23 protein-coding genes are annotated in these 24,703 nt (G+C 71.5%); 16 read left to right on the top strand and 7 right to left on the bottom strand.

Annotation, left to right across the window (positions count from 1 at the left end; all coding sequences use genetic code 11):
- Positions 1-109: 109 nt before the first annotated feature.
- Entirely contained in the window at positions 110-2,710 is a 2,601-nt protein-coding gene (locus tag K8612_RS15205) for an O-antigen ligase family protein (protein WP_223762786.1), read from the top strand.
- Positions 2,711-2,715: 5 nt separating this feature from the next.
- On the opposite strand, the gene K8612_RS15210 is transcribed toward K8612_RS15205, so the two are convergent.
- Positions 2,716-3,240, bottom strand: coding sequence for an aminoacyl-tRNA deacylase (locus tag K8612_RS15210; protein ID WP_223762787.1), 525 nt, complete (start codon positions 3,238-3,240; stop codon positions 2,716-2,718).
- A gap of 133 nt (positions 3,241-3,373) precedes the next feature.
- The gene (astB, locus tag K8612_RS15215) at positions 3,374-4,696 is read right to left on the bottom strand and encodes an N-succinylarginine dihydrolase (RefSeq protein ID WP_223762788.1); all 1,323 of its coding nucleotides are present in this window, start codon (positions 4,694-4,696) and stop codon (positions 3,374-3,376) included.
- Positions 4,697-4,714: 18 nt separating this feature from the next.
- Between astB and K8612_RS15220 the strand changes: the two genes are divergently transcribed.
- The 12 genes from K8612_RS15220 to K8612_RS15275 all read left to right on the top strand — a co-directional run bounded on the left by K8612_RS15220 (position 4,715) and on the right by K8612_RS15275 (position 15,672).
- Complete coding sequence (locus K8612_RS15220; protein ID WP_223762789.1) at positions 4,715-5,668, top strand: lysophospholipid acyltransferase family protein; 954 nt, start codon at positions 4,715-4,717, stop codon at positions 5,666-5,668.
- Between the two features lie 13 nt (positions 5,669-5,681).
- Positions 5,682-6,224: an LPS export ABC transporter periplasmic protein LptC gene (lptC, locus tag K8612_RS15225; RefSeq protein WP_223762790.1), complete on the top strand. Its 543-nt coding sequence runs from the start codon at positions 5,682-5,684 to the stop codon at positions 6,222-6,224.
- Entirely contained in the window at positions 6,221-6,853 is a 633-nt protein-coding gene (locus K8612_RS15230; protein WP_223762791.1) for an LptA/OstA family protein, read from the top strand. Before lptC ends, K8612_RS15230 begins: the two co-directional genes overlap by 4 nt.
- On the top strand, positions 6,850-7,590 hold the full coding sequence (gene lptB, locus K8612_RS15235; RefSeq protein ID WP_223740706.1) for an LPS export ABC transporter ATP-binding protein: 741 nt from the start codon (positions 6,850-6,852) through the stop codon (positions 7,588-7,590). Before K8612_RS15230 ends, lptB begins: the two co-directional genes overlap by 4 nt.
- 253 nt (positions 7,591-7,843) lie before the next feature.
- Positions 7,844-9,364: an RNA polymerase factor sigma-54 gene (gene rpoN, locus K8612_RS15240; protein ID WP_223740705.1), complete on the top strand. Its 1,521-nt coding sequence runs from the start codon at positions 7,844-7,846 to the stop codon at positions 9,362-9,364.
- A 60-nt stretch (positions 9,365-9,424) separates the two neighbouring features.
- Positions 9,425-10,063 (top strand): GNAT family N-acetyltransferase, encoded by a 639-nt coding sequence (locus K8612_RS15245; protein WP_223762792.1) that lies wholly within the window; start codon positions 9,425-9,427, stop codon positions 10,061-10,063.
- Positions 10,064-10,079: 16 nt separating this feature from the next.
- Positions 10,080-10,868 carry a hypothetical protein gene (locus K8612_RS15250; protein WP_223740703.1) on the top strand — a complete coding sequence of 263 codons (789 nt, stop codon included), beginning with the start codon at positions 10,080-10,082 and terminating at the stop codon, positions 10,866-10,868.
- Positions 10,869-11,131: 263 nt separating this feature from the next.
- Positions 11,132-11,788 carry a ribosome hibernation-promoting factor, HPF/YfiA family gene (gene hpf, locus K8612_RS15255; protein ID WP_223762793.1) on the top strand — a complete coding sequence of 219 codons (657 nt, stop codon included), beginning with the start codon at positions 11,132-11,134 and terminating at the stop codon, positions 11,786-11,788.
- Between the two features lie 192 nt (positions 11,789-11,980).
- Positions 11,981-12,442 (top strand): PTS sugar transporter subunit IIA, encoded by a 462-nt coding sequence (locus tag K8612_RS15260; RefSeq protein ID WP_223740701.1) that lies wholly within the window; start codon positions 11,981-11,983, stop codon positions 12,440-12,442.
- Between the two features lie 23 nt (positions 12,443-12,465).
- The gene (locus K8612_RS15265) at positions 12,466-13,311 is read left to right on the top strand and encodes a hypothetical protein (protein WP_223740700.1); all 846 of its coding nucleotides are present in this window, start codon (positions 12,466-12,468) and stop codon (positions 13,309-13,311) included.
- Between the two features lie 86 nt (positions 13,312-13,397).
- Positions 13,398-14,498: an alpha/beta fold hydrolase gene (locus K8612_RS15270; RefSeq protein ID WP_223762794.1), complete on the top strand. Its 1,101-nt coding sequence runs from the start codon at positions 13,398-13,400 to the stop codon at positions 14,496-14,498.
- A 76-nt stretch (positions 14,499-14,574) separates the two neighbouring features.
- Positions 14,575-15,672 carry an alpha/beta fold hydrolase gene (locus tag K8612_RS15275; protein WP_223762795.1) on the top strand — a complete coding sequence of 366 codons (1,098 nt, stop codon included), beginning with the start codon at positions 14,575-14,577 and terminating at the stop codon, positions 15,670-15,672.
- Here K8612_RS15275 and dtd read toward each other — a convergent pair.
- From dtd to K8612_RS15295, 4 genes are read right to left on the bottom strand one after another with little or no spacing between them, the layout of a single operon-like run.
- Positions 15,669-16,130, bottom strand: coding sequence for a D-aminoacyl-tRNA deacylase (gene dtd / locus K8612_RS15280; RefSeq protein ID WP_223740697.1), 462 nt, complete (start codon positions 16,128-16,130; stop codon positions 15,669-15,671). The genes K8612_RS15275 and dtd overlap by 4 nt on opposite strands.
- A gap of 54 nt (positions 16,131-16,184) precedes the next feature.
- Complete coding sequence (locus K8612_RS15285; RefSeq protein WP_223762796.1) at positions 16,185-17,018, bottom strand: ABC transporter permease; 834 nt, start codon at positions 17,016-17,018, stop codon at positions 16,185-16,187.
- Positions 17,015-17,929, bottom strand: coding sequence for an ABC transporter permease (locus K8612_RS15290; protein ID WP_223762797.1), 915 nt, complete (start codon positions 17,927-17,929; stop codon positions 17,015-17,017). The genes K8612_RS15285 and K8612_RS15290 overlap by 4 nt, the downstream gene beginning before the upstream one ends.
- A complete protein-coding gene (locus tag K8612_RS15295; protein WP_223762798.1) occupies positions 17,926-19,542 on the bottom strand; it encodes an ABC transporter substrate-binding protein in 1,617 nt (538 codons plus the stop codon). The genes K8612_RS15290 and K8612_RS15295 overlap by 4 nt, the downstream gene beginning before the upstream one ends.
- Before the next feature lie 134 nt (positions 19,543-19,676).
- On the opposite strand from K8612_RS15295, the gene dacB reads away from it, so the two are divergent.
- Together dacB and K8612_RS15305 are read left to right on the top strand one after the other, a co-directional pair.
- A complete protein-coding gene (gene dacB / locus K8612_RS15300) occupies positions 19,677-21,914 on the top strand; it encodes a D-alanyl-D-alanine carboxypeptidase/D-alanyl-D-alanine-endopeptidase (RefSeq protein ID WP_223762799.1) in 2,238 nt (745 codons plus the stop codon).
- A 252-nt stretch (positions 21,915-22,166) separates the two neighbouring features.
- Positions 22,167-22,676 (top strand): single-stranded DNA-binding protein, encoded by a 510-nt coding sequence (locus K8612_RS15305; RefSeq protein ID WP_223740692.1) that lies wholly within the window; start codon positions 22,167-22,169, stop codon positions 22,674-22,676.
- A 122-nt stretch (positions 22,677-22,798) separates the two neighbouring features.
- Here K8612_RS15305 and K8612_RS15310 read toward each other — a convergent pair whose 3' ends face one another.
- Positions 22,799-23,482, bottom strand: coding sequence for a succinate dehydrogenase (locus K8612_RS15310; protein WP_223762800.1), 684 nt, complete (start codon positions 23,480-23,482; stop codon positions 22,799-22,801).
- 272 nt (positions 23,483-23,754) lie between these two features.
- On the opposite strand from K8612_RS15310, the gene K8612_RS15315 reads away from it, so the two are divergent.
- On the top strand, positions 23,755-24,648 hold the full coding sequence (locus K8612_RS15315; protein WP_223762801.1) for an Hsp33 family molecular chaperone HslO: 894 nt from the start codon (positions 23,755-23,757) through the stop codon (positions 24,646-24,648).
- Positions 24,649-24,703: the final 55 nt, after the last annotated feature.

Raw genomic sequence — 24,703 nt, forward strand, 5'->3', positions numbered from 1 at the left:
CCTGGAGGCAGGCCGCGCCAGGGGAGGAGGCGTCCAGGCGCCGCGTCCGCTGGCCGGGGGGACACGCCCCGGAGGTCCGCGAGGAGCGTGACATACTCCCGCGCCGCGCATGGCTCCTGGCTCCCACCGCGTCTCCCGGTACACCGTCTACGCGGAGGCCGCGCTCGCGGCGCTCGTGGTGCTGGGCCCGGTGGCGCTCGGCGGCGCCGCGCGCTGGGTGTCCTGGCCGCTGGGCGTGCTGTCCGGGGCCGCGGCGGTGCTGGCCTTCGTGGGCGCCCGGCGGCAGGGAGAGACCCCTCGCGTGCCGCTCCTCGCCGCGCCGCTGGTGGGCGCGGTGCTGCTGTGCGCGTTGCAGCTCGTGCCGCTGCCCCCCGGGCTGCTCGCATGGGTGAGCCCGGAGGCCGCGGCGCTGCGCGAGGACGTGCTCGTCCCGCTGGGGCTCACGGGTTGGCGGCCGGTGTCGCTGGAGCCTTCCGCCACCTGGCGGGAGCTGGCGAAGCACGCGGCCTACCTCCTCACGTTCGTCGCGGCGGTGCAGGTGTGCCGTGCTCGCGCGTCGCGGCAGCGGCTGCTCGCGGTGCTGGCGTTCACGGGCGCGGCGGTGGCGGCGGTGGGGCTGGGGCATGCGCTGTTCGGCGTGGAGGCGCTGTTCGGGCTGCGGGCGTACGTGCACGCGCGTCCGCCCCTGGTGACGCCGTTCGGGAACCCCAACCACCTGGCGGGCTTCCTGGGGCTGTGCGCGACGGTGGCGGTGGGGCTCGCGCTGTCGAAGCAGCCGCGGTCGCGCGCGTGGCCCTTCGCGATGGCGGCGCTCGTCTCCGGCGCGGGCGTGCTGCTGTCGCTGTCTCGCGCGGGCATCGTGTTCTTCGTCTTCGGGCAGGTGCTGCTCGCCGCGTGGCTGGTGAAGCAGCGTCGCGAGGCGCGCACCCCCGCCAGGCCCGCGTGGGGCAAGGGCGCGGCGGTGCTGCTGGGGCTGCTGGCGACGCTGTCCGTGGGCGCGTACCTGGCGGCGGATCAACTGTGGGCGGAGGCGCGCACCGTGGACGGCGTGGAGTCCCTGCGCCGCGGCAAGATGGAGCCCTGGCCGATGATGGCCCGCGCGGCCCGCGCGTTCCCGGTGCTGGGCATGGGGCGCGGCGCGTTCGAAACCGCCTTCCCGCGCTTCCAGACCGAGCCCAACCCCAACACCTTCACGCACCCGGAGAACGCGGTGCTGCAGGTGGCGGCGGAGTGGGGCGTGCCGGGACTGCTGCTGCTCGGGCTGGCCCTCTGGGCCTTCGTGAAGCGCGTGCGGCGCGAGGACCACGGGCCCGTGGAGCTGGCGGCGCTGTCCGGCGTGGCGGCGCTGGCGTTGCACAACCTCTTCGACTTCAGCCTGGAGCTGCCCGCGTGCGCGGTGGCGGTGGTGGTGGCGCTGGGCGCGGTGGCCCGGCCCCGTGAGGCCGAGCGCATGGCCGCGCGCCGCACGAAGACGGGCACGCTGCCCGTCAGGCCCGCGCTGGCGCTGGCGGCGGGGCTCACGGTCGTGACGCTCGTCGCGCTCGTGCCGGGACGGCGGAGGATGGCGGACGCGGAGGCGCTGCTGGCGGAGCGCGTGGCGGCGCGGGCGCCGGGCGCGGAGGTGCGAGCGCTGGGACTCCAGCTCATCGACGCGCACCCGGCGGACTACCTGCTGTACCGGCTGATGGCGATGGCCTCCGTGTCGGATGGCGCGGAAGGCGCGAAGGACGCGCTGGGCTTCGTCAATCACACGCTGTACCTGCGCCCCCTGGACGCGCCCGCGCACCGCGTGGCCGCCAGGGCCCTGCTGCACCTGGGCCGGCGCGAGCAGGCCTTCCTGGAGTACCGGCTCGCGCACGATGCCGGGGACACGCGCGTGCTCATCAGCGAGGCGATGCCCCGGGCCCGCACGGTCGAGGAGCTGAAGACCCTCACGCCCGAAGCGCCCGGGCAGGTGGTGGAGCTGGCGGAGGCGCTGCTCGCCGGGCCGTCGCGTCGCGCGCTGGGGCTCGAATGGCTCGTCTGGGCGCGTGAGCACTTCGAGGGCCGGCCCGAAGCCACCGCGCTGTGGATGCAGGAGGCGCGCGGACGGCTGGCCCAGGGAGAGCTCCCCGCGGCGGAGGCGGCCTGCGCGGAGGTGGAGCGGCGCGCCCCGGACGCACTGGCCACGCACCTGCTGCGCGCGGACGTGTGGCGTGCGCAGGGCCGGCGCGCGGAGGCGCTCCAGTCCCTGGAGGCGCTCGTGAAGCGCTTCCCCCACGACGTGGAGCTGGCCTTCACGCTGTCCACGCGGCAGCAGGAGGCCGGGCTCACGCGCCAATCGCGGGACACGCTGGCCGCCGTGGCGCCGTACCTGACCGACCTGCGACAGCGCGCGCGCCTGCTGTCACTGGAGGCGGACAGCTTCGAACAGGAAGGCCTGCTGGCCCGCGCGCTGGAGCAGCGCCGCTCGGTCGTGGGGCTGCTGCCCGGCCCGGAGAGTCACTTCGCGGTGGCCCGGCTGCAGGAGCTGCTGTCGCGCTACGACGCGGCGTCGCGCTCGGTGCACGAAGGCCTGCGCCTCATGCCGCTCGATGACGCACGGCGCGCGGAGGGGGAGGCCTGGGCGGCGCGGCTGGAAGAACGCGAGCGCGCGCTGCAGGACGCATACAAGCGGCGGGAGCTGGACCCGCCGGGGGCACCGGTGGTCAGCGACGCTCCCCCTCCCTGAGGGCCTCAGGCCGGAGCGCCTGAGTCCTCCACGGACGCTCCGTACCGCCGCTCCTCTTCACGCGAGAGCGGCTGGATGAAGGACGCGACCAGCGGCCACTCCAGGCGCGCGAAGTCCTGGAAGCGCATCTCCAGGGCCTCCTCGTGCGAACCGGCGCGGAACAGCAGCCGCTCGTTGGCGCTCAGGGATTCGTCCATCGCGACGGGCAGGCCGTACAGCTCGCCGAAGGGAGGCTCGGCGCCCGTCTCGCAGTCGGGGAAGTGGTCGGCGAACTCGGACTCGGCGGCGAGCCGCGCGGTGCGCACGCCAAGCGTGTGGCGGACCTGCCGCAGGTCCACGGTCGCCAGCGCGGGCACGACGACAATCCAGGGCTGCCGGTCGGCCAGCACGATGACGGACTTGGCCACGCGTCCGCCGGGCACGTTGAGGGCGTCCACGAGCTCCGTCGCCGTCACCGCCCGGGCGTGGGCGTACCGTTCGAAGAGGACGCGATGGCGCCGCAGGTAACTCTGAATGGCACTCGGAATCATGGGGGACATCACCTCCTTCTCCTACAAGGTGTGTCCGGACGACGCAGGCGGCCATTCGCCACTCGAACGGAACGGCCGTGGCTGCCTGCCCTCGTCGGGTGCGCCGGAGGGCAGGCGGGCGGGCCCGCTCACGTCACTGCTGGAAGTCGTACACGCTGCCCAGCTTGAGCAGGCGCGTCAGCTCGTCGAGCGCGGTCATCGTCTCGCGCGCGAGCTGCGGGTCGCGCACGTCCTCCGGCTTGAGCACATCGCGGTAGTGCTTGCGCACCCACGCCGCGAGCCCTTCGTGCAGGGCCGGCGAGTAGAAGACGTCCGCGGTGATGGCGGCGCGCTCCGCGTCCGTGAGCGAGATGCGCTGGCGCAGGCACGCCGGGCCGCCGCCGTTGTTCATGGACTGCCGGACGTCCAGGTAGTGCACCGCCTTCACCGGGTTGTCCCCGGCCACGACGCGCTCCAGGAAGGCGCGGGCGGTGGGCGTCTCGCGGCTCTCGATGGGCGCGATGATGGCCATGGAGCCGTCCGGCAGCGACAGCACCTGCGAGTTGAATGGGTAGGCGCGCACGGCGTCCTTCACCGGCAGCTCCGCGTCCGTCGCGACCTCGAAGCGGAACGCGTCGCCCAGCTTCTCGCGCAGCGTCTGGAGGAGCTTCGGGTGGTCCACGAAGGCCAGCGCGTGCAGCATGAGGAAGCGCTCGTTGCCCACCGCGAGCACGTCCGTGTGGAACGCGCCCGCGTCGATGCCGTCCGGGTGCTGCTGCGGCAGCAGCACCTGCTCCGGGGCCAACTGGTGCAGCCGCGCCAGGGCCTGGCTGGACTCCAGCGTCTGGCGCGCGGGGAAGCGCTGCGGCCCCTTCACGTCCTGCCACGCGCTGCGCCCCCAGGCGAGCAGGTGCACGGCCTTGTGCCCCGGCGTGAAGAGGCGCGTGTGGTTGGCCGCGCCCTCGTCCGCGAAGTGCGAGGCGCCCGGCAGCGGCGCGTGCACCTGGAAGTGCTTCGGGTCCGCGAAGATGGCGCGCAGCACCGCGTGCGTGGTGTCCGCCTCGATGGCGCGGTGGAACATCTGCGTGAGGTTCGCGGGCGTCAGGTGCACCCGGCCGTCCGCGGTGTCCGCCGACGGCGCCACGGTGGCCGCGTTCGCCGTCCACATGGCGGAGGCGCTGGAGGTGAGGCGCAAGAGGTGCTCCGCGTCGCGCGCGGCGCGGGTGATGACCTCCTCGTCGGAGCCCGTGAAGCCCAGGGCCCGCAGGGTGCGCAGCGAGGGGCGCGGCTGGGGCGGCAGCACCGCCTGGCCCACGCCCAGCTCCGACACGAAGCGCATCTTCTCCAGCCCCTGGAGCGCCGCCTCCCGGGGATGGCTGGGCTGGCCGCCGTGGTGCTGTGACGCCAGGTTGCCCGGCGAGAGGCCGGCGTAATTGTGGGTCGGACCAATGAGGCCGTCGAAGTTGTATTCGCGCATGGGATATGGAGACGCGTCGTGGAGCGTCCCCCTTTAACAAAGCGCCTCAAGCGTTACCTGCGCTACCTGCTCATCGCCGGGATGTTGCGCCTGCTCCAGTTCCTGCCCCTGGACACGGCGCGCGCCCTGGGCATGACGCTGGGCGGCTGGGCCTACGCGCTCGCGGGCGGGGAGCGCAGGAAGGCCCTCCAGTCGCTGGCCCGCGCCTTCCCGGAGAGGACCCAGGCGGAGCGTGACGCGCTCGCCCGTGACGCCTTCCGCCACCTGGCCGCCGCGGCCCTGGAGGTCGCCTCCGCGCGGGCGCTGGACGCCGGGCTGGAGTCCCTGGTGTCCTGGCCGGACGAGGACCGCCGGGTGCTGGAGGCCGCGCTGGCCAGGGGGAAGGGCGTCGTCTTCGTGTCCGGCCACGTGGGCAACTGGGAGCTGCTCGCCCGGCGCGTGGCGAAGGCGGGCTACCCCAGCCAGAGCATCGCGAAGGAGACCAGCGACCCGCGCCTCACCGCATTGGTGGAGGACTTCCGGGCCAGGGGCGGCGTGCGCAGCATCTGGCGCGGCCAGGAGGGCGCGGCCCGGGCCATGCTCCGCGCGCTCCGGAGCGGTGAAATCCTGGGCATCCTCATCGACCAGGACACCAAGGTGCAGTCCGTCTTCGTGCCCTTCTTCGGGGAGCTGGCGGCCACCCCGCGCGCCGCGGCGGACCTGGCGCTGCGCACCGGCGCGGCCGTGGTGGTGGGCTTCTGCCAGCGGGACGGCCAGGGCTACCGGCTCACCATGGAGGAGCTGCCGCACCCGGACGCGACGGAGCGTGAAGCGGCCGTGCAGGCGCTCACCGCCGCGCTGTCGCAGCGCATCGAGGCCGCCATCCGCCGCGCCCCCGAACAGTGGGTGTGGATGCACCAGCGCTGGAAGACGCGTCCTCCCGAGGACGTTCCCCCGGCCCTCGCCGGCGCACCGTCCGCCCCGGCGCGGTGATAAGGAGGGCCTCGTGCCGCGCCTGCTTGCCCTGAGCTTCCTGGGACTCCTCGCCACCGGCTGTTCGCCGCGCCGCCCGGCCCCGGGCGCCGCGAACGAGCCGCGCCCGGACGTGGTGCTGGAGGGCGCGCACCTGCGCTCCTACGAGGGCGACACGCTCCAGGTCTCCGGCACCGCCTCGCGCGTCCTCTACCGGCGCGCGGGCGGAGAGGTGCAGGCCACCGAGGTCGTCGTGCGCCTGCCGCCCGGCAGGGGCTCGACCGCCGGCTCGCGCGCCGACACCGTCATCACCGCGCCGAATATGGATGGCAGCCTCGCGTCCAAGAGGTGGGTGGGGTCGGGCGGGGTTGTCGTCCAGACGGCGGAGGGCCTGGTGGCCAACACCCCCCGGCTGACCTACGACTCGGACGCGCGGCGGGCCCACGGCGACGAGGGCGTGACGATGAGGGGCCCGGACTACCAGATGCGGGCGGACCGCTTCACGCTGTCCGCCGCGGACCAGACGTTCACCTTCGAGGGCACGGTCCACGCCGTGCTGGGTGGAGCGACGGAGTGATTGAGTTCCTCGTGATGGCGCTGTTCCTGGCCCAGCCCGCGTCCTCCCAGGCCGCCGCTCCTGGCGCTCCGGTCGTCGCGCAGGCCACGCCGGCCGCGAAGCCGGGGGCCCCCGCCGCGAAGCCCGCGGCCCCTGACGCGGGCACTCCGGCCGCGCCTCCGCCCGCGCCGGGCACGTCGCTGGCGCCCACGGGCCTGCGCAACCCGGTGGACCTGTCCGCGGACCACGTCACCGGCGACCGCAACCAGGCGGTGCTCACCGGCAACGTGGTGGTGAAGCACCAGACCATGGACATCCGCTGCGACAAGATGACCGGCTACTACAACGCCACCCGCCAGGTGACGCGCGTGGTGTGCGCCGGCAACGTGCGCGCCGTGGACGGCGACCGGCAGGCCCGGGGCGAGCGCGCCGACTACGACGTGCCCTCGGGCGTGCTGGTGGTGACGGGCTCCCCGGAGGCCCGCCAGGGCAACACCTACCTGACCGGCACCAAGGTGCGCCTCATCCTGGGCAACGAGCGCCTGGAGGTGGAGAACGCCCGCATCCTCGTGGACTCCCCGTCCAGCACCTCCGTCCCCGGCACCCGCAGGAAGGCCCCCGCGCCCAAGCCCCCGGGCCCGACGCCATGAGCGGCGCGAAGCTCTTCGCCGAAGGGCTCCAGAAGACCTTCCGCCGCCGCCAGGTGGTGCGGGACGTGTCCTTCAACGTCGCCCCCGGTGAAGTCGTGGGCCTGCTGGGCCCCAACGGCGCCGGCAAGACGACCAGCTTCAACATGGTGGTGGGCCTGGTGACGCCGGACGCGGGCCGGGTGCGCGTGGGCGACGAGGACCTCACCCACCTGCCCATGCACCGCCGCGCCCGCCGCGGCGTGGGCTACCTGCCGCAGGAGGCCTCCGTCTTCCGCAAGCTCACGGTGCGCGAGAACTTCCTGGCCGTGCTGGAGCTCCAGAAGGGGCTCACCGCCCAGGACCGCAAGCAGCGCGCGGACACCCTCCTGGAGGAGTTCGGCCTCTCCCACGTCGCCGAGTCCTGGGGCGAGACGCTCTCCGGCGGCGAGCGGCGGCGCGCCGAGATCGCCCGCAGCCTCATCCCCGCCCCCCGCTTCATCCTCTTCGACGAGCCCTTCGCCGGCGTGGACCCCATCAACGTGGGCGACCTCCAGCGGCAGATCCACCTGCTGCGCGAGCGGGGCCTGGGCATCCTCATCACCGACCACAACGTCCAGGACACCCTGGGCATCTGTGACCGGGCCTACATCATCGCACAGGGGCAGATTCTCGAAGAGGGCACCCCCGCGCAGATCGCCGGCTCGGCCCGCGCGAGGGCCGTCTACCTGGGAGACCGGTTCCGTCTCCAGGCTCCGTGAAAAGCCGCCCTCCCCGTATGTCTCCAGATGCTCGGGGTGAAGTTGGCCCCACTTTTGCGTCGACGTTTGAACATCAGCCAGGCGAGCAGGGGTTGCGACAACCTGTCGGATTTCCAGCGGATTTTTAGACACTGCAAATCAGAAACCATGCGCTGGGCCACTGGACGTGGCCGGGGGTCCTTGTTAGGTTGGCACGGTCCTTGATTGGAACCTCCAATCAGGTGGCACGCAAGCCTTCCGGAGACGCCCCCACATGGCGATGGAACTCAAACAGAGCCTGAAGCTCGCGCAGCAACTGGTGATGACGCCCCAGTTGCAGCAGGCCATCAAGCTCCTCCAGCTCTCGCGAATGGAGCTCCTGGACCAGGTCCGCGAGGAGATGGAGCAGAACCCCCTGCTGGAGCAGCCCGAGGAGGGCATGCCCGGGGAGGTGAGTGAGAAGGAGCCTGGCGAGGCCTCGCTCGAAGCGGACAACACGGAAATCGCGCGCGACGTGGACCTGCCGTCGGCGACGCCTGAAACGGCCCAGGAGTTCAAGGCGGACGGCGAGGGCCCCCCGGAGATTGACTGGGAGTCCTACCTCAACAGCTACCAGTTCAACGAGCCCACCACCGCCTCCAACAAGGGCAACGTGGCCACGGACGACCTGCCGTCGTTCGAAGCCAACATGGTGAAGAAGGAGGACCTGGTCGACCACCTCCAGGAGCAGTTGGGCACGCTGCGGCTCAACGAGGCCGAGCGCCGCGTGGGCGTGCTCATCCTGGGGAACCTGGACGACGACGGCTACCTCAAGCTGCCGGAAGTGGAGGGCGACCCGCTCATCCGCCTGGCCAACGAGGCGGACGTGCCCATGCACGTGGCCGAGCGCACCCTGCGCCGCATCCAGAACCTGGAGCCCCGGGGCTGCGGCGCGCGCGACCTGCAGGAGTGCCTGCTCATCCAGTTGCAGGCGATGAAGGACCCGAACGCGGCGCTGCTGGGCCTCATCATCAAGCGGCACATGAAGTACCTGGAGAGCAAGAACCTGCCGGCCATCGCCAAGGACCTCAAGGTCACCCTGGACGAGGTGGTCGCGGCGGCGAAGCTGCTCCCGAAGCTGGACCCGCGGCCGGGCCGCAACTTCAGCGGGGATGACGCGCAGTACATCACCCCCGACGTCTTCGTCTACAAGCTGGGGGACGACGACTACACCGTGGTCCTCAACGACGACGGCCTGTCCAAGCTGCGCATCTCCGGCATGTACCGGAACGCGCTCAAGACGGGCGCGGTGAGCCCCGGGCAGACCAAGGAGTTCATCCAGGACAAGCTGCGCAGCGCGATGTGGCTCATCCGCTCCATCCACCAGCGCCAGCGGACCATCTACAAGGTCACCGAGAGCATCGTGAAGTTCCAGCGGGACTTCCTGGACAAGGGCATCGCGCACCTGAAGCCGCTCATCCTGCGCGACGTGGCGGAGGACATCGGCATGCACGAGTCCACCGTCAGCCGCGTCACCACCAGCAAGTACGTGCACACGCCGCAGGGCATCTTCGAGCTGAAGTACTTCTTCAACTCGTCCATCGCGCGCGTGTCCGGCGAGGACACGGCCAGCGAGGCCGTGAAGCACCACATCAAGCAACTGGTGTCGCAGGAAGACCCTCGCAACCCGTACTCGGACCAGAAGATCGTCGAGCTGCTGCGCTCGCAGGGCACCGAAATCGCCCGCCGCACGGTGGCCAAGTACCGCGAGGTGCTGGGCATCCTCCCCAGCAGCAAGCGCAAGAAGTACTTCTGAGCCGTGCCTGTCTTCACCGGCCCTGCACGCCAGGGCCGGTTTGGGGCATGAAGCGGGTCCATGGACCCCGTGCTCCCTTCCGATGCAGACGTTCCCCGCCGTGACCCCGTGCCGCTCGTCGTCCCGCCCGTCACCCTGGAGGGGCGGGCGGTGCGGCTGGAGCCGCTGACGCTCGCGCACGTGCCCGCGCTCACCGCGCTGTGTGAGCCGGAAATCTTCGCCTACTTCTGGCAGGTGCTGCGCACGCGGGAGGACGTGGAGGACTACGTCGCCACCGCGCTGAAGGCGGCCGCCGCGGGCACGGAGCAGGCCTTCGCCATCATCGAACGGGCGAGCGGGGACGTGGTGGGCACCACGCGCTACCTGGACATCTCGCGCGCCCACCGCACGCTGGAGATTGGCAACACGTGGCTGGGCCGCCGGGCGTGGCGCTCGCGGGTGAACACCGAGTGCAAGTCCCTGCTCCTCACGCACGCCTTCGAGTCGCTGGGCGTGATGCGCGTGCAGCTCAAGACGGACAGCCGCAACGCGCGCTCCAGGGCGGCCATCGAGCGCCTGGGTGCCTCCTTCGAGGGCATCCTGCGCCACCACATGCTGGTGCGCGGCGGCGTGGTGCGGGACAGCGCGTACTACGGGTTCATCGACACCGAGTGGCCCGGCGTGAAGGCGCGGCTCGAAGGACTGCTGGCGCGGGAGTGATAGGGTGCCGGCCGCCATGACCTTCCTTGCTCCGAGCCCGCGTCGAACCGTCTCCCGCCTCACCGCCCTGGGGGCGCTCGTGGCGCTCACCGGCTGCAGCGGCGGCGAGACGAAGGTGATGACGCTGGCGGAGCTGTCGGACCGCTCGCTCACCTTCGCGCTGGCGGACGTGGATGACGCGGAGACGCCGGACGCGCAGGGCGCGCACCGGGTCACCGTCAGCTACTCGGTGGCGGCGGACGGCCCGTGCTCGCGCTTCGCGGACGACGTGACGGCCACCCTCAACGGCCAGCCCATGACGCTGGTGCCGGGCGGCGCGTCGGACGTGGGCGGGCGCGCGGAGGCGTGTGAGAACAGCCGCGTCTACTTCAACTTCGACCCGGCCGCGTGGGGCCGCGAGCCCGTCCAGGACCTCGTCGTGCAGTTGCAGGACGCCTCCAGCACCGTGCGCCTGGTGGTGAAGAACGCCAAGGCCAAGCGCAAGTTCACGTTCCAGGGCGAGGGCACCCCGGACAAGCTGCGCGTGGGGCAGTCCTACGCCTTCCGCTGGGAGCCCTCCACGGAGACGCCCGGTCCCGTGGAGGCGCTGCTCCTGCGCGAAGGGGGCCGCGCGCCCGGCGTGCTCTCCGTCACGCAGGACGGCAACACGTCCACCGTCGCCATCCCCGCGGGCACCCCGCAGGCGAACCACACCCTGACGCTGGGCGCGGACCTGGAGGGCGTCGTGAGCGAGTGCACGGGCGTGGCGTCGTGCTCGGGCGCCATCTTCCACTCGCAGGACTTCGTGCTCTCCGTGGTGCCCTGAGCCGGGCAGGTGAGCCGGAGGCATGTTGCTGGCCTGAGCGCCACGCACCGGGGGTGGGGGATGGCGGACCGGAAAATGGGGCCCGGGTCGGAATCCCCCCGCCGTGACAGGCAGCGGACACCAGACGTGTCCTATGGCGGTCGCTTTCGCGAGCGCGAGCCGTGGACGGGAAGTTCCAACCTGGGGGGCCGGGTTGCTTTCGGCGTGGGCTCCGTTTCTGATCTGTCACGGAGCTTACCTCTCTCCATAGGAGGCAGCCACGCATGCAGCTCAACATCACCTTCCGTCAGTTCGGAGCGTCGGATTCCCTGAAGGAGTACGCCCGTGAAAAGGTCGAGCGGGTGAACCGACTGCTGGACCGGGCTGGTGAGGCCCACGTGGTGCTGTCGTTGGAGCGGCACCTGCATCACGCGGACATCACCATCCACTCCGGCGCATGGATCCTCCGGGGGCGTGAGAAGAGCGATGACATGTACGCGTCCATCGACCTGGCGATGGACAAGATCGAACGGCAGCTCCGCCGCTACCGCGACAAGCTCAAGTCGCACCACGGCAAGGAGAAGGTCCACCACCGCCAGGACCTGGTGAAGGTCCGCCACGACGTCTTCGAGGTCCACGAGCCCGAGGAGACCTCCGAGGTGTCCGCGCCCGCCGCCACCCAGGCCGCGCCCGCCGCCGCCGTCCAGGCGCCGGTGGCCGAGTCGGGCGTCGCCCGCCTGGTGCGCACCACGCACCTGGCCATCCAGTCGCTGTCCGTGGATGACGCGGTGATGCAGATGAACTTGATGAACAACGACTTCTACGTCTTCCAGAACCAGCAGTCCCAGGCGCTGTCCATCGTCTACCGACGCAAGGAGGGGGGGTTCGGCCTGATTGAGCCGCACCTGCCCGACGCGCCTGTGGCGGCCACCGGCACCTGACGGGCAACCGTCCGTGCCGGGGAACCGGGTCCGGGGCATTCCCGGGCCCGGGGCCCGGGCCTGGGGCCTGGGTGACGCGCAGTGAGCGAAGCGCCTGCCACCGCCCAGGCGACCCTTGCGCGAATCCAGTGTGAGGAGTAATTGCCGGCCGAGGAATCATTGCCGGCCCGGAGCGCCAGTGCGGGAGCGCCATTGAGAATCGCCGATTTCCTCAGCCCCCAGGCGGTCGTCGCGGACATGCAGGCCCGGACGAAACCGGAGGTGCTGCGCGAGCTGAGTGCCACGTTGGCCCGGGCGCATCCGAATCTGCGCGAGGACCGGCTGGTGGCGGTGCTCCAGGAACGCGAGAAGCTGGGCAGCACGGGCATTGGCGAGGGCGTGGCCATCCCCCACGGCAAGCTGGCGGGCATGGACAGCCTCCAGGCGGCCTTCTGCGTGTCGCGCGCGGGGGTGGACTTCGAGTCCATCGACGGCAAGCCCACGCACCTGTTCTTCGCGCTGGTGGCGCCGGAGAACAGCGCGGGGGTGCACCTGAAGGCGCTGGCGCGCATCTCGCGGCTGTTCAAGAACCCGCGCTTCCGGGCGGCCATCCTGGAGGCGCCCACGGCCGCGGACATCCACGCCCTCATCGTCCAGGAAGACGCCCGGCCCTGAGGGCCTGACAGGAGACGCCCCGCATGGACGTCGTCCTGCGTCCCATCAACGACCGCTTCTTCCACGAGCAGGTGCTGCCGTTCTTCACGCGCGCCATGGGGGATGCCTCCGGCGCGCTGGAGGCCCTGTCCAACCACCTGGGTGACGCGCAGGCGTTCACGCTCTGCCAGCGGCTGGCCTCGTCGGCGTTGCCGGGGGGCGTGGGGTCGGTGGACTCGGACGGGTGGATGGACCTGGTGGACCGGCTGGTGTTCCAGCCCTGGCGCGAGGCGCCCGGCGGCTGGGAGGTGGGCGGGTCCCCCGGCGGCTACGCGGACGAGTGGGACGAGGCGCTGAACCTGGCGCTGATGGTGGAGGACCCGGCCTATCCCTACTGGGACGCGAAGGCGGCGCGCGTGGTGCGGGACAACTTCCGCCGGCGCCCCCCGGGGGATCAGGGGCTGGCGTCGCTCCTGGCCGGGCAGTGGGACCCCTTCCCGGAGTTCCCGCCGGACCGCGTCTTCGTGACGCAGGGCCGGGGGGAGTACGCGGTCCGGGAGCGGTTCGCCTTCGCGGACTGGGCCTGGCGGCCGGCGAAGACGGTGGTGCACTGGCAGGTGAACCTGCCGCGCAAGCTGGAGCGGCTGCTGACGCGGGAGCAGGAGCGCCTGAAGCTGCCGGTGTTGCCGGAGCGCGACGAGGTGCTGGGCTACTGGACGGGGAAGCTGCCCCAGCCGCCGCCGCTGTCCGTGCTCTTCTCCGGCCTGGGCCCGAACGCGGCCACGTGGATCCGCGAGCTGGGCGCGCTCACGCTGCACCTGCGCACCGCCGCGCAGACGAAGCAGGGACTGGCCGCGCTGGTGACGCGCGGGACCACCGTGCGGCTGTGAGCCGGTCGCGCGCTGTCGCAATGGTGCGCCCCTCCTCGCCGTAGGACTCACCGGAGGCCCACCGGGGGCCTGGAGGAAACCGTCCCATGTCCCGCTTCTCGCGCTGTCCCTCCCTCGCGCTGCTGATCTCCACGGCGCTGCTGACGGGCGGCTGTGCCTCCTCGCACGGCACCGGACAGGCCGCCGCATCCGCCGCCGTGTCGCCCTCCGGCGCGGACGCGATCTCCTACGCGGTGGGACTCGCGTCGCTGACGGTGGAGGATGCCGCTCGCCACCGCTCATTGAAGACAGTGGTCTGGTACCCGGCGGCGCCCGGCACGCGGATGGAGCCGCGGACGACGTCGCCCATCTTCGCGCCCTTCCTCGCCGCGAAGGACGCGCCGGTGTCGGACGCACGGACGCGCTGGCCGGTGGTGCTGCTGTCACATGGCAGCGGAGGTACGGCCATCAACATGTCCTGGCTCGGCGCGCACCTGGCGGCGCACGGCTTCCTCGTCGTGTCGGTGAACCACCCGGGCAACACCTACGGGGATGACAGCCCGGAGGGCTACGCGCGCGGCTATGAGCGGCCCCGGGACTTCACGGCCGTGCTCGACCACCTGTTGAAGGATTCGAGGTGGGGACCGCGCATGGACCCGGAGCGCATCGGCGCGGCGGGGCACTCCATGGGCGGCTACACGGCGCTGGCGCTGGTGGGAGCGCGCATGAACCTGGAGTGGGTTGCCCGCGTCTGCACCGCGCCGGAGACCCGCGACCACGTGGGGTGCGAGGGCCTGCGGGATGTGGACTACCGCCGCATCGACATGACGGTCGCGCGAGCGTCGTACCGGGATCCGCGCGTGAAGGCGGCCCTGGCGATGGCGCCGGGGATGGCGGGCTCCTACGAGGCCCGGGACCTGGCGGACATCCATGCGGAGGTGGGGCTGGTGCTCGCGAAGGGCGACGAGCTGATGCCGCACGAAGGGCACGGCATGAAGCTGGCGGGGCAACTGCCGGCCGCGTCCACGAGGTCGGTGGTGTTGGACGACGCGGCGCACTTCAGCTTCCTCCCCGAGTGCACGCCGCTGGGCTTCCAGGTCGCGCCCGCGCTGTGCCGCGACGCGGTCCCCGGGACGCGCGCGGCCACGCATGCGCGCACGCGCATGGAGACCGTGGAGTTCTTCCGTCGCACGCTGGCGGTCCGCTGAGCAGGCGCCCCGCGATGCTTGTGAGGGGGACCTTCAGGGTTCCCTTGTCTCGCTGTTCCCGGCCATGCTCCCGGCCATGCGCCGCCACTTCGTCTCGCTGGGTCCCGTGCTGCTCGTCTCCGCCGCGCTGCTGGCGGGCGGCTGTTCCTCCTCGAAGAAGGCGGAGGCTCCGCGCACGGACCACACGTCGCTCTACGGCGCGGACGCGGCCTACGCGGTGGGCGTCACGCAGTCGCTGACGTACGAGGACACGGCCCGCCGCCGCACGCTGAAGCCGCTGGTCTGGTACCCGGTGGCCCCCGGCACGCCGATGGACAACCGCGCGCCGTCAGACCTGTTCAAGCCCTTCTACGGCGCGAAGGACGCCCCGCTGTCGGACGCGCGGGAGCGCTGGCCGGTGGTGCTGCTGTCGCACGGGAGCGGCGGCTCCGTGATGGACCTGTCCTGGTTCGGTTCCCACCTGGCGGCGCACGGCTTCGTCGTGGTGGGGCTGAACCATCCGGGCAACACCTTCGGGGACACGAGCCCGGAGGGCTTCGCGCGCGCCTACGAGCGTCCGCGGGACTTCACGGTCGTGCTCGACCACCTGCTGAAGGATCCGAAGTGGGGCCCGCGAGTGGATCCGGAGCGCATCGGCGCGGCGGGGCACTCCATGGGCGGCTACACGGCGCTGGCGCTGGTGGGGCTGAACCTGAACCTCGAGTGGATTGAAAAGCGCTGCAAGACGCCGGGAACCCGGGAGGAGATTGGCTGCGAGGGCCTGCGCGACGTGGACTACCGCCGCATCGACATGAAGCACGCGCGAGCGTCGTACCTGGATCCGCGAGTGAAGGCCGCGTTCGCGATGGCGCCCGGCATGGCCGCGTCGTTCGAAGCCCGAGACACCGCCGACGTCCAGAAGCCGGTGGCGCTGGTGCTCGCGAAGGGCGACGAGTTGATGCCGCACGAAGGGCACGGCATGCACCTGGCGGGGCTGCTGCCGCCCGCGACCACGACGACGGTGGTCCTGGACGACGCGGGCCACTTCACCTTCCTGCCCGAGTGCTACCCGAAGGGCTTCGACGTCATCGCCATGTTGTGCCGCGACCCGGTGAAGGGGACGCGCCCGGCCTCGCACGCGCGCACGAACGCGGAGGGCGTGGCCTTCTTCCGCCGCACGCTGGACGTGCGCTAGGCCGGAGGCGCGGCCTTCGGCGGGCTCTCCAGGAGGATGGTGACGGGCCCGTCGTTGACGAGCGCGACCTTCATGTCCGCGGCGAAGATGCCGGTGCCCACGGTGAGGCCGCGCTGGCGCAGCGCCTCGCAGGTCCGCTCGTAGAGGGCCTTGGCCGCGACAGGCTCCATCGCTTCGATGAAGCTGGGCCGGCGGCCCTTGCGCGCGTCGCCGTAGAGGGTGAACTGGCTGACGACGATGAGCTGCCTGGACGTGTCCTCCAGCGACAGGTTCATCTTCTCGTTGGCGTCCTCGAAGATGCGCAGCGTGGCCAGCTTCTCCACCATCCACGTCATGTCCGCGTCGGTGTCGCCCTTGCCCACGCCCAGCAGCACGAGCAGGCCCGGGCCCATCTCGCTGACACGCTGCCCGTCCACCGTCACCGACGCTTCCAGGACCCGCTGCACCACGGCCTTCATGGGTTGACTCCCTTTCGTCCCTGCTTCCTGCCAGGGACGCCCGGAGCCTTCAAGTCACCGGCCTTCATGGCGCGGATCCATCGCGTCGCGCAGCGCATCCCCCAGCAGGTTGAAGCCCAGCACCGTGACGGCCAGCGCGATGCCGGGGAAGAGGGCCACGTGCGGCGCCACCAGCAGGTACTGGGTCCCCTGGTCCACCAGCGCCCCCCACGACGGCGTGCCCGGGGGAACGCCCAACCCCAGGAAGCTCAGGGACGCCTCCGCGACGATGGCGCCCGGCAGCGCGAACGTCGCCTGCACGAGCAACGGCCCCGCCGCGTTGGGCAGCAGGTGCCGCGCGAGGATGCGGCCCGGTCCGCTCCCCAGCGCCCGGGCGGCCTGCACGTAGTCGCGCTCGCGTAGGGTGAGCACCTGCCCGCGAGTCAGCCGCGCGTAGCCCGTCCACCCGGTGAAGGACAGGGCGAACACCACGTTGGCGAGGCTGGGTCCCAGCACCGCGGTGATGAACAGCGCCAGCAGGATGCCCGGGAACGCGAGCAGCACGTCCACCCCCCGCATCAGCGCCTCGTCCACGAGCCCGCCCGCGTAGCCCGCGATGCCGCCCAGCGTGATGCCCACCGCCGCGGACAGCACCACGGCGAAGAAGGACACCTCCAGCGACACCCGCGCGCCGTACAGCACGTGCGTGAGCACGTCGATGCCGTTCTCCCCCGTGCCCAGCGGATGCCCTGACGTCGGAGGCGACAACTCGCGCGTGAGGTCGATGGCGTCCGGCGCGTGGGGGCTGAGCCACGGCGCGAACAGCGCGGTGAACACCCAGGCGCACGCCACGGCCAGCCCGAACCGGGCGCCCCATGAGTTCAGCCGGAAGCGCTGGGCCGCGCTCATGAGCGCCTCCGCACGCGCGGGTCCACCCACGCATACGTCAGGTCGGTGAGCGTGTTGACCACGACGTAGCAGAAGGTGAAGAGGAGCACCGTGGCGCGCACGGTGTTGTAGTCGCGCTTCTCGATGGCGGTGAGCAGCAGCGTGCCCATGCCCGGCCACGCGAACACCTTCTCCGTCACGATGGCGCCGCCCAGCAGCGCGCCGAACTCCAGGCCCAGCACGGTCACCAGCGGCAGCAGCGCGTTGCGGAACGCGTGCTTCCACAGCACCACGCCGGGGGACAGGCCCTTGGCCCGGGCCACCGTGACGTAGTCCTCGCGCAGGGCTTCCAGCATCGTCGCGCGCGTCATCCGGGCGAGGAACGCGGCCAGCGCGGTGCCCAGCGTGAACGCGGGCAGCACCAGGTGCCGCCACGACTCCGCGCCCGACACGGGCAGCCAGTCCAGCTTCAGCGCGAAGAGGATGATGAGCACCGGGCCCAGCCAGAAGCGGGGCAGGGCGACACCCGCCACGGACACGCCCATCGCCGCCGCGTCCACGGGCGTCCCCCGCCGCGCCGCCGCCATCACGCCCAGGGGCAGCGCCAGCACCAGGGACACGGCCATGGCCGACACCGTGAGCAGCAGCGTGTACGGCAGCGCCGCGCCCAGGGCCGGGAGCACCTTGCGCTGGAACGGAGGCAGCGACGTGCGCAGCTCCCCGGTGGCCAGGTCGCGCGCGAACGTCCAGAGCTGCGCGTACCACGGCAGGTCCAGCCCCACCGCCTGCCGCAGCGCCGCGCGGTCCACCTGCGTCGCCTGCTCCCCCAGCATCACGTCCACCGGGTCTCCAGGCACCAGGTGCAGGAACAGCGACACCAGCAGCAGCGCCCCCACCATCGCGATGACCGCGGACACGAGCCGCCGGGTCACGGCGTGCCCCCAGGCCCGGGCGTCACTTCCCGCGCCTTCGCCAGCGGCAGCAGCAGGCCGTGCGCGCTGGGCTCGAAGTCCGCGAGCCGCGAGGACACCACCGCCACGCTGGCCTCGTGCCACAGCGGGATGACGGGCATGTCCGCGTCCAGCTCCCGCTGCGCCTGCGCGTACAGCGCCTTGCGCTCCTCCCGGGACGCCTGAGTCGCCGCGTCCAGCACGCGGTCCAGCTTCGGGTCCTTCAGGGCTCCCCGGTTGAAGCCGCCCCAGTGGTTCTCCGGGCCGGGGATGTTCGCGGAGTGGAACGCGCCCCGCAGCAGGTCCGGCTCCATCACGGCGGCCCACTTCAACGTGAACAGCTCGAAGCGCCCCCGGCGCACGTCCTCGAAGAACGTCCCGAACTCCAGCGCCCGCACCTCCACCGCGATGCCCCCCTTCGCCAACTGCTCCTTGAGCACCAGCGCCACCGCGCGCCGGAAGCGGTCCGTGCTCGTCTTGAAGGTGAAGGACAGGCGCGGCTGTCCCCCGGGCCCGTCCGGATCCGGATACCCCGCCGCGTCCAGCAGCCGGGCCGCCTCCTCCGGCGCGTAGCCGCAGCCCGGCGTCTGGGTGAAGGCCCAGTGCTCGCGAGGCAGCATGCTGGACGCGGGCTCCGCCAGCCCGTGCAGCTTGTGCTCCACCAGCGGGCGCACGTCGATGAGGTGACACAGCGCCTGGCGCACGCGCACGTCCGCGAGCGGCCCCTCGCGCAGGTTGAGGCCCAGGTACGTGAAGCCCGTGCCCGGCTTCGTCACCACGCGCAGGTGGGGCGCCTTGCGCAGCGCGGGCAGCACCGCCGGGGACACGTTGTTCACCACCAGGTCCGCGCGGCCCTTGAGCAGCTCCAGCACCCGCGTCGTCTCGTCCCGCACCACCCGGAACGTCAGCCTCGACACGGCGGGCCTGCCCGCATGCCAGCCCTCGAAGGGGACCAGCGTCAGGTGCTCCTCGTCCGGCCACGACTCGAACCGGAACGGGCCCGCGCCCACCGGGTGCGCCCCCTGCGCCTCCACGCCTCCGGGCCCCACGCGCTCCGCGGGCAGGATGGCCGCGGACAGCTCCGCGAGCAGCGGCGCATAGGGCCGCTTCAGGTGGAAGCGCACCGTGCGGGCGTCCACCACCTCCACCCGCTCCACCGGCTCGTACCGCTCGCGCTTGGGGCTGCGCAGCGCCGGATTCATCAGGGCGTCGAAGGTGGCCTTCACGTCCTCCGAGGTGAGCGCGCTCCCGTCGTGGAAGGTCAGGCCCAGACGGAGGACGAACTCCACCACCGTGGGCGAGACCTCCCGGAAGGACTCCGCCAGTTGGGGCACGGGCCGGCTCGAGTCGTCGAAGGTGAGCAGCCCCGGGCTGACGAGCTGCGCCAGCCGCTGTCCATGGGCCGTGAGGGCGAAGCGATCGTCCAGGCTGTCCGGTGGGGCCTCCAACAACACCGTGATGCCCGCCGGAGGCGCAGGGTCGCGGCAGCCGGAGTCAAGCACCAGCGCCAGCGCGATGAAGGACACCCGGGCGGCGCGGGAGGGCAGGGGAGGCATGGCGTCTGTCACGAGGTGGATGTCAGGCGGGGCGTCCATGCTGCGACAGCCTTCTTCCTGTTTCCAGGAAGCAGGCAGGCGTGCAGGGTAACGGTGGACGTGGAGCCTCCCCCCGCCCTTGCCGCCCCTTTCGTCCCTTCTTCATAATGGAACGCGACTTCCCCGGAGCGTGCGTGCAGGTTTTTCGAACCAGACCCTTCTGGGCAGCGACCGCCATTGCCTTGTGGCTGCCTTCCGCCACCCTGGCCGCGTCGCCGTCCGCCGAGAAAAAGGCTGAGCGCGAGGCGCTGAAGAACGCGCTCGTCCAGGTGATGCAGCGCACCGCGCTCAAGAGCAGCCGCGTCGGCGTGCACATGCAGAGCCTGGACGACGGCACCGTGGTGTTCAGCCACAACGCGGACGAGCTGCTCAACCCCGCCTCCAACGTGAAGCTCGTCACGTCCTCCGCGGCGCTCGTCGCCCTGGGGCCGGAGTTCCGCTACGAGACGGAGTTCCTCGTCGAGCAGGAGCTGCCCGCCGACGGCAAGGTCAAGACGCTCTACGTGCGCGGCAAGGGTGACCCCACCATCACCACCGAGCGCCTCTACGGCATGACCTCCGAGCTGCTCCACGCGGGCCTCAAGGAGGTGCAGGACATCGTCGTGGACGACTCCTGGTTCGACGCCGAGCGCACCCCGCCCGGCTACGACCAGGAGGACTCCGACCGCGCGTACATGGCGCCCACCGGCGCGCTGAGCCTCAACTGGAACGCGGTCGCCGTCTACGTGCGCTCCGCTCCCGGCGGCAAGGCCGTGGTGGACATGGAGCCGCCCAGCGACTTCTTCGTCGTGGACAGCTCCGTCACCAGCGGCCCCGGCCGCGCCCGGCGCGTGTCCGTGAAGTCGGACGCGTTCGGTGACAAGCAGAAGATCGTCGTGAAGGGCCAGGTCCCCGACGAGCGCGGCGCCGTCAGCGTCTGGAAGAAGATCGACAACCCGCCCATGTACTTCGGCTACACGCTGAAGCAGTTGCTCACCTCGCGCGGCGTGAAGGTGAAGGGCAAGGTGAAGTCAGGCCTGGCGCCTTCACGCGCGAAGGTCGTGCACGTGGCCCAGTCGGACACGTTCGACATCGTCCTCAAGCGCCTCAACAAGCTGTCCAGCAACTTCGTCGCGGAGACGCTCCTCAAGACGATGGGCGCGGAGCTGCGCGGACAGCCGGGCTCGTTCACCAAGGGCGTGGACGTGGTGGAGGAGTTCCTGGACCGAGACGTGGGCATCCCGCGCGGCACCTACGTGATGAAGAACGGCAGCGGGCTCAACGACGCCAACCGCTTCTCCACCGCGCAGGTGGACCGGCTGCTGCGCCACATGTACGAGCGCTTCCCGCTGGCCCCGGAGTACCTGTCCTCGCTGGGCATCGCCGGCAAGGACGGCACGCTCAAGTACCGCTTCGACGGCACGGACGCCGTGGGCCGGCTGCGCGCCAAGACGGGCACCCTGGAGGGCGTCTCCGCGCTCAGCGGCTACGTGCAGTCCGCGGGCGGGGAGAAGTTCTCCTTCTCCATCATGGTCAACGACTACGCGGGCCGCGCGGGCCCCGTCGTCGCGGGCATGGACGCGCTGGGCGCCGCCGTGGCCGCCACCGGCTCCACGCTGGGGCCGGGCACCGCGCTGGCCTCCCTCAACGAGGGCCAGAAGCCCCAGGGCGGCCTGCCGGACATCGCCAACCGCGTGAAGACCTACCTGGAGCTGGGCAGGCAGCGCGACCAGCGCAACATCGGCTTCCTGCGCACCGCGTGGCGCAGCGAGCGCGACCCCGCCGTGCGCGCCGTGCTGGCGGAGAGCCTCTACCAGTCCAACCCGCACGACTACCTGGGCACCCGCACGCTGCTGGACAGCTACGCCGCCACGGACGACGTCTACGGCCGCCTGCGCCAGGTGGCCCACGCCCTGTCCGTGGGCGTGCCCGGCGTGAGCAGCATGGTGGAGCTGGCCTCCGGCGGAAACACGGAGGCCCTGGCCCGCGTGCTGGAGCTGTGCCGCGCGGCCGGCGCCGCCCGTGACCTGGAGGCGCAGGACGAGCTGGCGGACGGCCTGGGCGAGGTGGCCCGCACGGCCCCCGAGGAGCTCGTCACCGCCCTGCGCGCCGCCAGCGCCGTGGAGCGCGACGCGACCGTGCCGCTCTTGGCCCAGGGGCTGGTGAAGGCCGGGGACACCACCCACCCGTTCTGGAAGTCCCTGCGCAAGCTGGGCTCCGGCGGGACGGACCCGCAGCTCGTCGCCTTCGCCAAGGGGCTGGACTCCACCCTCACCACCCAGACGGCCGAGGCCCGGACCGCCCAGCGCGCCCAGCCCGTCCAGGTCGTCGCCCCGGCTTCCGCCACGCCCAACGTGGTCCCTGCCTCCGGGGTCCTCCGCCCGGGCGGGTAGGCCCCTCCCGCCGCGCTTCGCCGTCCGGACCCCAGGCGTCCGGGCGGCGCTCCCTCCCAGCCCCCGTCAACGCCCCGGAATCCTTGAGACTTCCTGCCCGGGGAGCAGGCGGACGTGCGTCCCGGGCGCCCCTGGCCGTTTAGTGGCCCGGGGAATGTCAGTGGTGGATGCTATGGGCTGAAGGACCTGTCGGGGCGTGTGGCCTCGCAGGTTTGTTCCTGGCCCTAGAGGGGTCAGGTATCGGGAGGAAACATGGCTGGAGGCGTGAACAAGGTCATTCTCATCGGCAACCTCGGGGCGGACCCCGAAGTGCGCTTCACCCCGGGCGGTCAGGCCGTGGCGAACTTCCGCATCGCGACGAGCGAGAGCTGGAACGACAAGAACGGCCAGAAGCAGGAGCGCACCGAGTGGCACCGCATCGTCGTCTGGGGAAAGCTCGCGGAGCTGTGCGGCGAGTACCTCAAGAAGGGACGGCAGTGCTTCGTCGAAGGCCGTCTGCAGACGCGCGAGTGGATGGATAAGGAGAACAAGAAGAACTACACCACCGAGGTCGTCGCCACCTCCGTCACCTTCCTCGGCGGCCGTGACGCCGGTGAGGGCTACAGCGGCGGCAATGGCGGTGGGCGCCGGCAGCAGCAGGGCAACGGCGGCTACGGGCAGGGTCGTGACGACTACGGCCAGCCGCCGCCTCCCATGGGCATGGACGACGGTGGGGGCATGGGCGGCAATCCCGGCGGAACGGACGACGACATCCCGTTCTAACGCCTGGGGCCTTCCCCCTTGAAAAGCGAACCGGCCGCTCCTGGATGTCAGGGGCGGCCGGTCGTGTTTCCAGACTCCAACGCACCGGGGCTTCAAGGCCCCGGCGCTGCTTCAGGCCTGCTTCAGCCGACGTCCATGCCCGCCGGGCCGTACGCCGCGCCCGCCGTGTAGAGGGCGTAGATGGCGCCCCAGGACATGGCCAGCAGGATGAGGAAGATGAGGATGGAGATGGGCTCGAAGCGGCGCATGGAGCGGTCGCTCGCGAGGATGCCCCAGCCCATGCCGAAGGTCTGAAGGCCGTTGGCCAGGTGGTACGAGGTGCCCAGCGTGCCCAGCAGGTAAACCATCAGCGTGGGGCCGTGGTAGTGCATCTCCCGCGCGATATCCATGAAGGGCTCCGCGTGGCCCTCCACCAGGCGCGGGTGCAGGAACGCCAGCCAGATGTGCGCGCCCAGGAACGCGAGCACGCCCAGGCCGGCCACGCGCTGCACGATGTACTTGAGGTTGCCGTAGTTGTTGTAGGCGAGGTTGTTGGGCTTCATCGTGAAGATGCGCAACAGCCCCCACGCCGTGTGGATGAGCAGCGGCAGCATGACGATGATGAACGTGAACGCCTGGGCGAACGGGTTCGCGTACTCCGTCACCGACTTTTCCCAGGCCGTCGCGCCGTAGAAGGCGGACAGGTTGTCCCACAGATGGTTGATGACCCAGATGCTCAGGGGCACCACGGCGAGGAACGACCCCAGCCGCGACTTCAAGAGGGGCGTCCGGTCGGTGATGGCTTCGGCGGTGGCTTGGGTGCTCATCGAGTCTCCAGCGGGGCGCGCGGTCGGGTGGGGTGAGGACCCCCGCGAGCCCAAGTCAGGGCCTGGGTGATACGGCCTTCCGGCGGTTTATAGCCGTTCCGTCACGCGGGCTGGATTTCTTCCGCACCGGTCCGTGCCAGCCGGGGAACACCGACTCATAAGCCCTGGCGATGCCAGCCCCCCGCCCTGACTGCTGGCCGCCAGGCGGGCGTCCCGTCCCAGCCCCTCTTCCGTTGGCGGGCGCGAACGGGTGGGGCACGCTAACCAGCCCTATGACTGATGAGCTTGTCAGTGGATTGTTGAAGGCGACGGACCTGCGCCTGGTGCTGGCCACCACCGGGGCCCTGTCCCGCCAGGCCCGCGCCACCCACCAGAGCATGCCGGCCTCCGCCGCGCTCCTGTCCCAGGGCCTCACCGCCGCCGCCCTCATGGGGTCGCTGCGCAAGGGCACGGACTCCCGCATCAACCTGCAACTGGAGTGTGACGGCCCCCTGCGCGGCCTCTTCGTGGACGGCGACGCGAACGGCGTCGTGCGCGGCTACGTGAAGAACACCCTGGTGGAGTACGTGGGGACGGAGGGGAGCTATCACTGGCGCCCGGTGCTGGGGAACCAGGGCTTCCTGTCCGTGCTGCGCGACCAGGGCGGCGGCGAGTACTACCGCTCATCCGTGGAGCTGGAGCACTTCGACCTGGTGGCGGACCTGGAGCGCTACTTCCACCAGTCGGATCAGGTGCCCTCGCACCTGATGGTGGCCCAGGTGCCCGGCCTGGTGGACGGCCAGGAGGATCCGCTGGCCACGGTGGTGGGCCTGCTCGTGCAGCCCCTGCCGGACGGGGACCGGGACGCCTTCAAGGCGCTGGGCACCCGGCTCAAGGCGCAGTTCCAGACGGCCGTGCGGGCCCACGCCCGGGACGGGGCGGCGGTGCTCCTGCGCTCGCTCGTGCCGGAGGCGGACCTGGAGATCATGTCCCGCTATCCCCTGCGCTTCACCTGCTCGTGCAGCCGCGACCGCGTGAAGCTCGCGCTGCTCGCCATGGGCCGCGAGGAGCTGAAGGACCTGCTGGAGAAGGAAGGCCAGGCGGAGGCCACCTGCCAGTTCTGCACGACGCGCTATGTCATCCCCGGCGCGGAGATCCAGCAGATGCTCACCGAGGGCAGCGCCTGACGTGAAGACAGACATCCGCTTCTACAGCGGATGATTCAGCGCTTCACACCATCCG

Origin of the sequence: Corallococcus sp. AS-1-6 (assembly GCF_020037015.1) — a bacterium.
In the GTDB taxonomy this organism is placed as follows: domain Bacteria; phylum Myxococcota; class Myxococcia; order Myxococcales; family Myxococcaceae; genus Corallococcus.

Excerpts from the sequence above, each read along its gene's own strand:
- K8612_RS15205 (WP_223762786.1), top strand. The coding sequence starts at position 110 with ATGGCTCCTGGCTCCCACCGCGTCTCCCGGTACACCGTCTACGCGGAG.
- K8612_RS15210 (WP_223762787.1), bottom strand. The coding sequence starts at position 3,240 with ATGATTCCGAGTGCCATTCAGAGTTACCTGCGGCGCCATCGCGTCCTC.
- astB (WP_223762788.1), bottom strand. The coding sequence starts at position 4,696 with ATGCGCGAATACAACTTCGACGGCCTCATTGGTCCGACCCACAATTAC.
- lptB (WP_223740706.1), top strand. The coding sequence starts at position 6,850 with ATGAGCGGCGCGAAGCTCTTCGCCGAAGGGCTCCAGAAGACCTTCCGC.
- rpoN (WP_223740705.1), top strand. The coding sequence starts at position 7,844 with ATGGCGATGGAACTCAAACAGAGCCTGAAGCTCGCGCAGCAACTGGTG.
- K8612_RS15245 (WP_223762792.1), top strand. The coding sequence starts at position 9,425 with ATGGACCCCGTGCTCCCTTCCGATGCAGACGTTCCCCGCCGTGACCCC.
- K8612_RS15250 (WP_223740703.1), top strand. The coding sequence starts at position 10,080 with ATGACCTTCCTTGCTCCGAGCCCGCGTCGAACCGTCTCCCGCCTCACC.
- hpf (WP_223762793.1), top strand. The coding sequence starts at position 11,132 with ATGCAGCTCAACATCACCTTCCGTCAGTTCGGAGCGTCGGATTCCCTG.
- K8612_RS15265 (WP_223740700.1), top strand. The coding sequence starts at position 12,466 with ATGGACGTCGTCCTGCGTCCCATCAACGACCGCTTCTTCCACGAGCAG.
- K8612_RS15270 (WP_223762794.1), top strand. The coding sequence starts at position 13,398 with ATGTCCCGCTTCTCGCGCTGTCCCTCCCTCGCGCTGCTGATCTCCACG.
- K8612_RS15275 (WP_223762795.1), top strand. The coding sequence starts at position 14,575 with ATGCGCCGCCACTTCGTCTCGCTGGGTCCCGTGCTGCTCGTCTCCGCC.
- dtd (WP_223740697.1), bottom strand. The coding sequence starts at position 16,130 with ATGAAGGCCGTGGTGCAGCGGGTCCTGGAAGCGTCGGTGACGGTGGAC.
- K8612_RS15285 (WP_223762796.1), bottom strand. The coding sequence starts at position 17,018 with ATGAGCGCGGCCCAGCGCTTCCGGCTGAACTCATGGGGCGCCCGGTTC.
- K8612_RS15295 (WP_223762798.1), bottom strand. The coding sequence starts at position 19,542 with ATGGACGCCCCGCCTGACATCCACCTCGTGACAGACGCCATGCCTCCC.
- K8612_RS15305 (WP_223740692.1), top strand. The coding sequence starts at position 22,167 with ATGGCTGGAGGCGTGAACAAGGTCATTCTCATCGGCAACCTCGGGGCG.
- K8612_RS15310 (WP_223762800.1), bottom strand. The coding sequence starts at position 23,482 with ATGAGCACCCAAGCCACCGCCGAAGCCATCACCGACCGGACGCCCCTC.
- K8612_RS15315 (WP_223762801.1), top strand. The coding sequence starts at position 23,755 with ATGACTGATGAGCTTGTCAGTGGATTGTTGAAGGCGACGGACCTGCGC.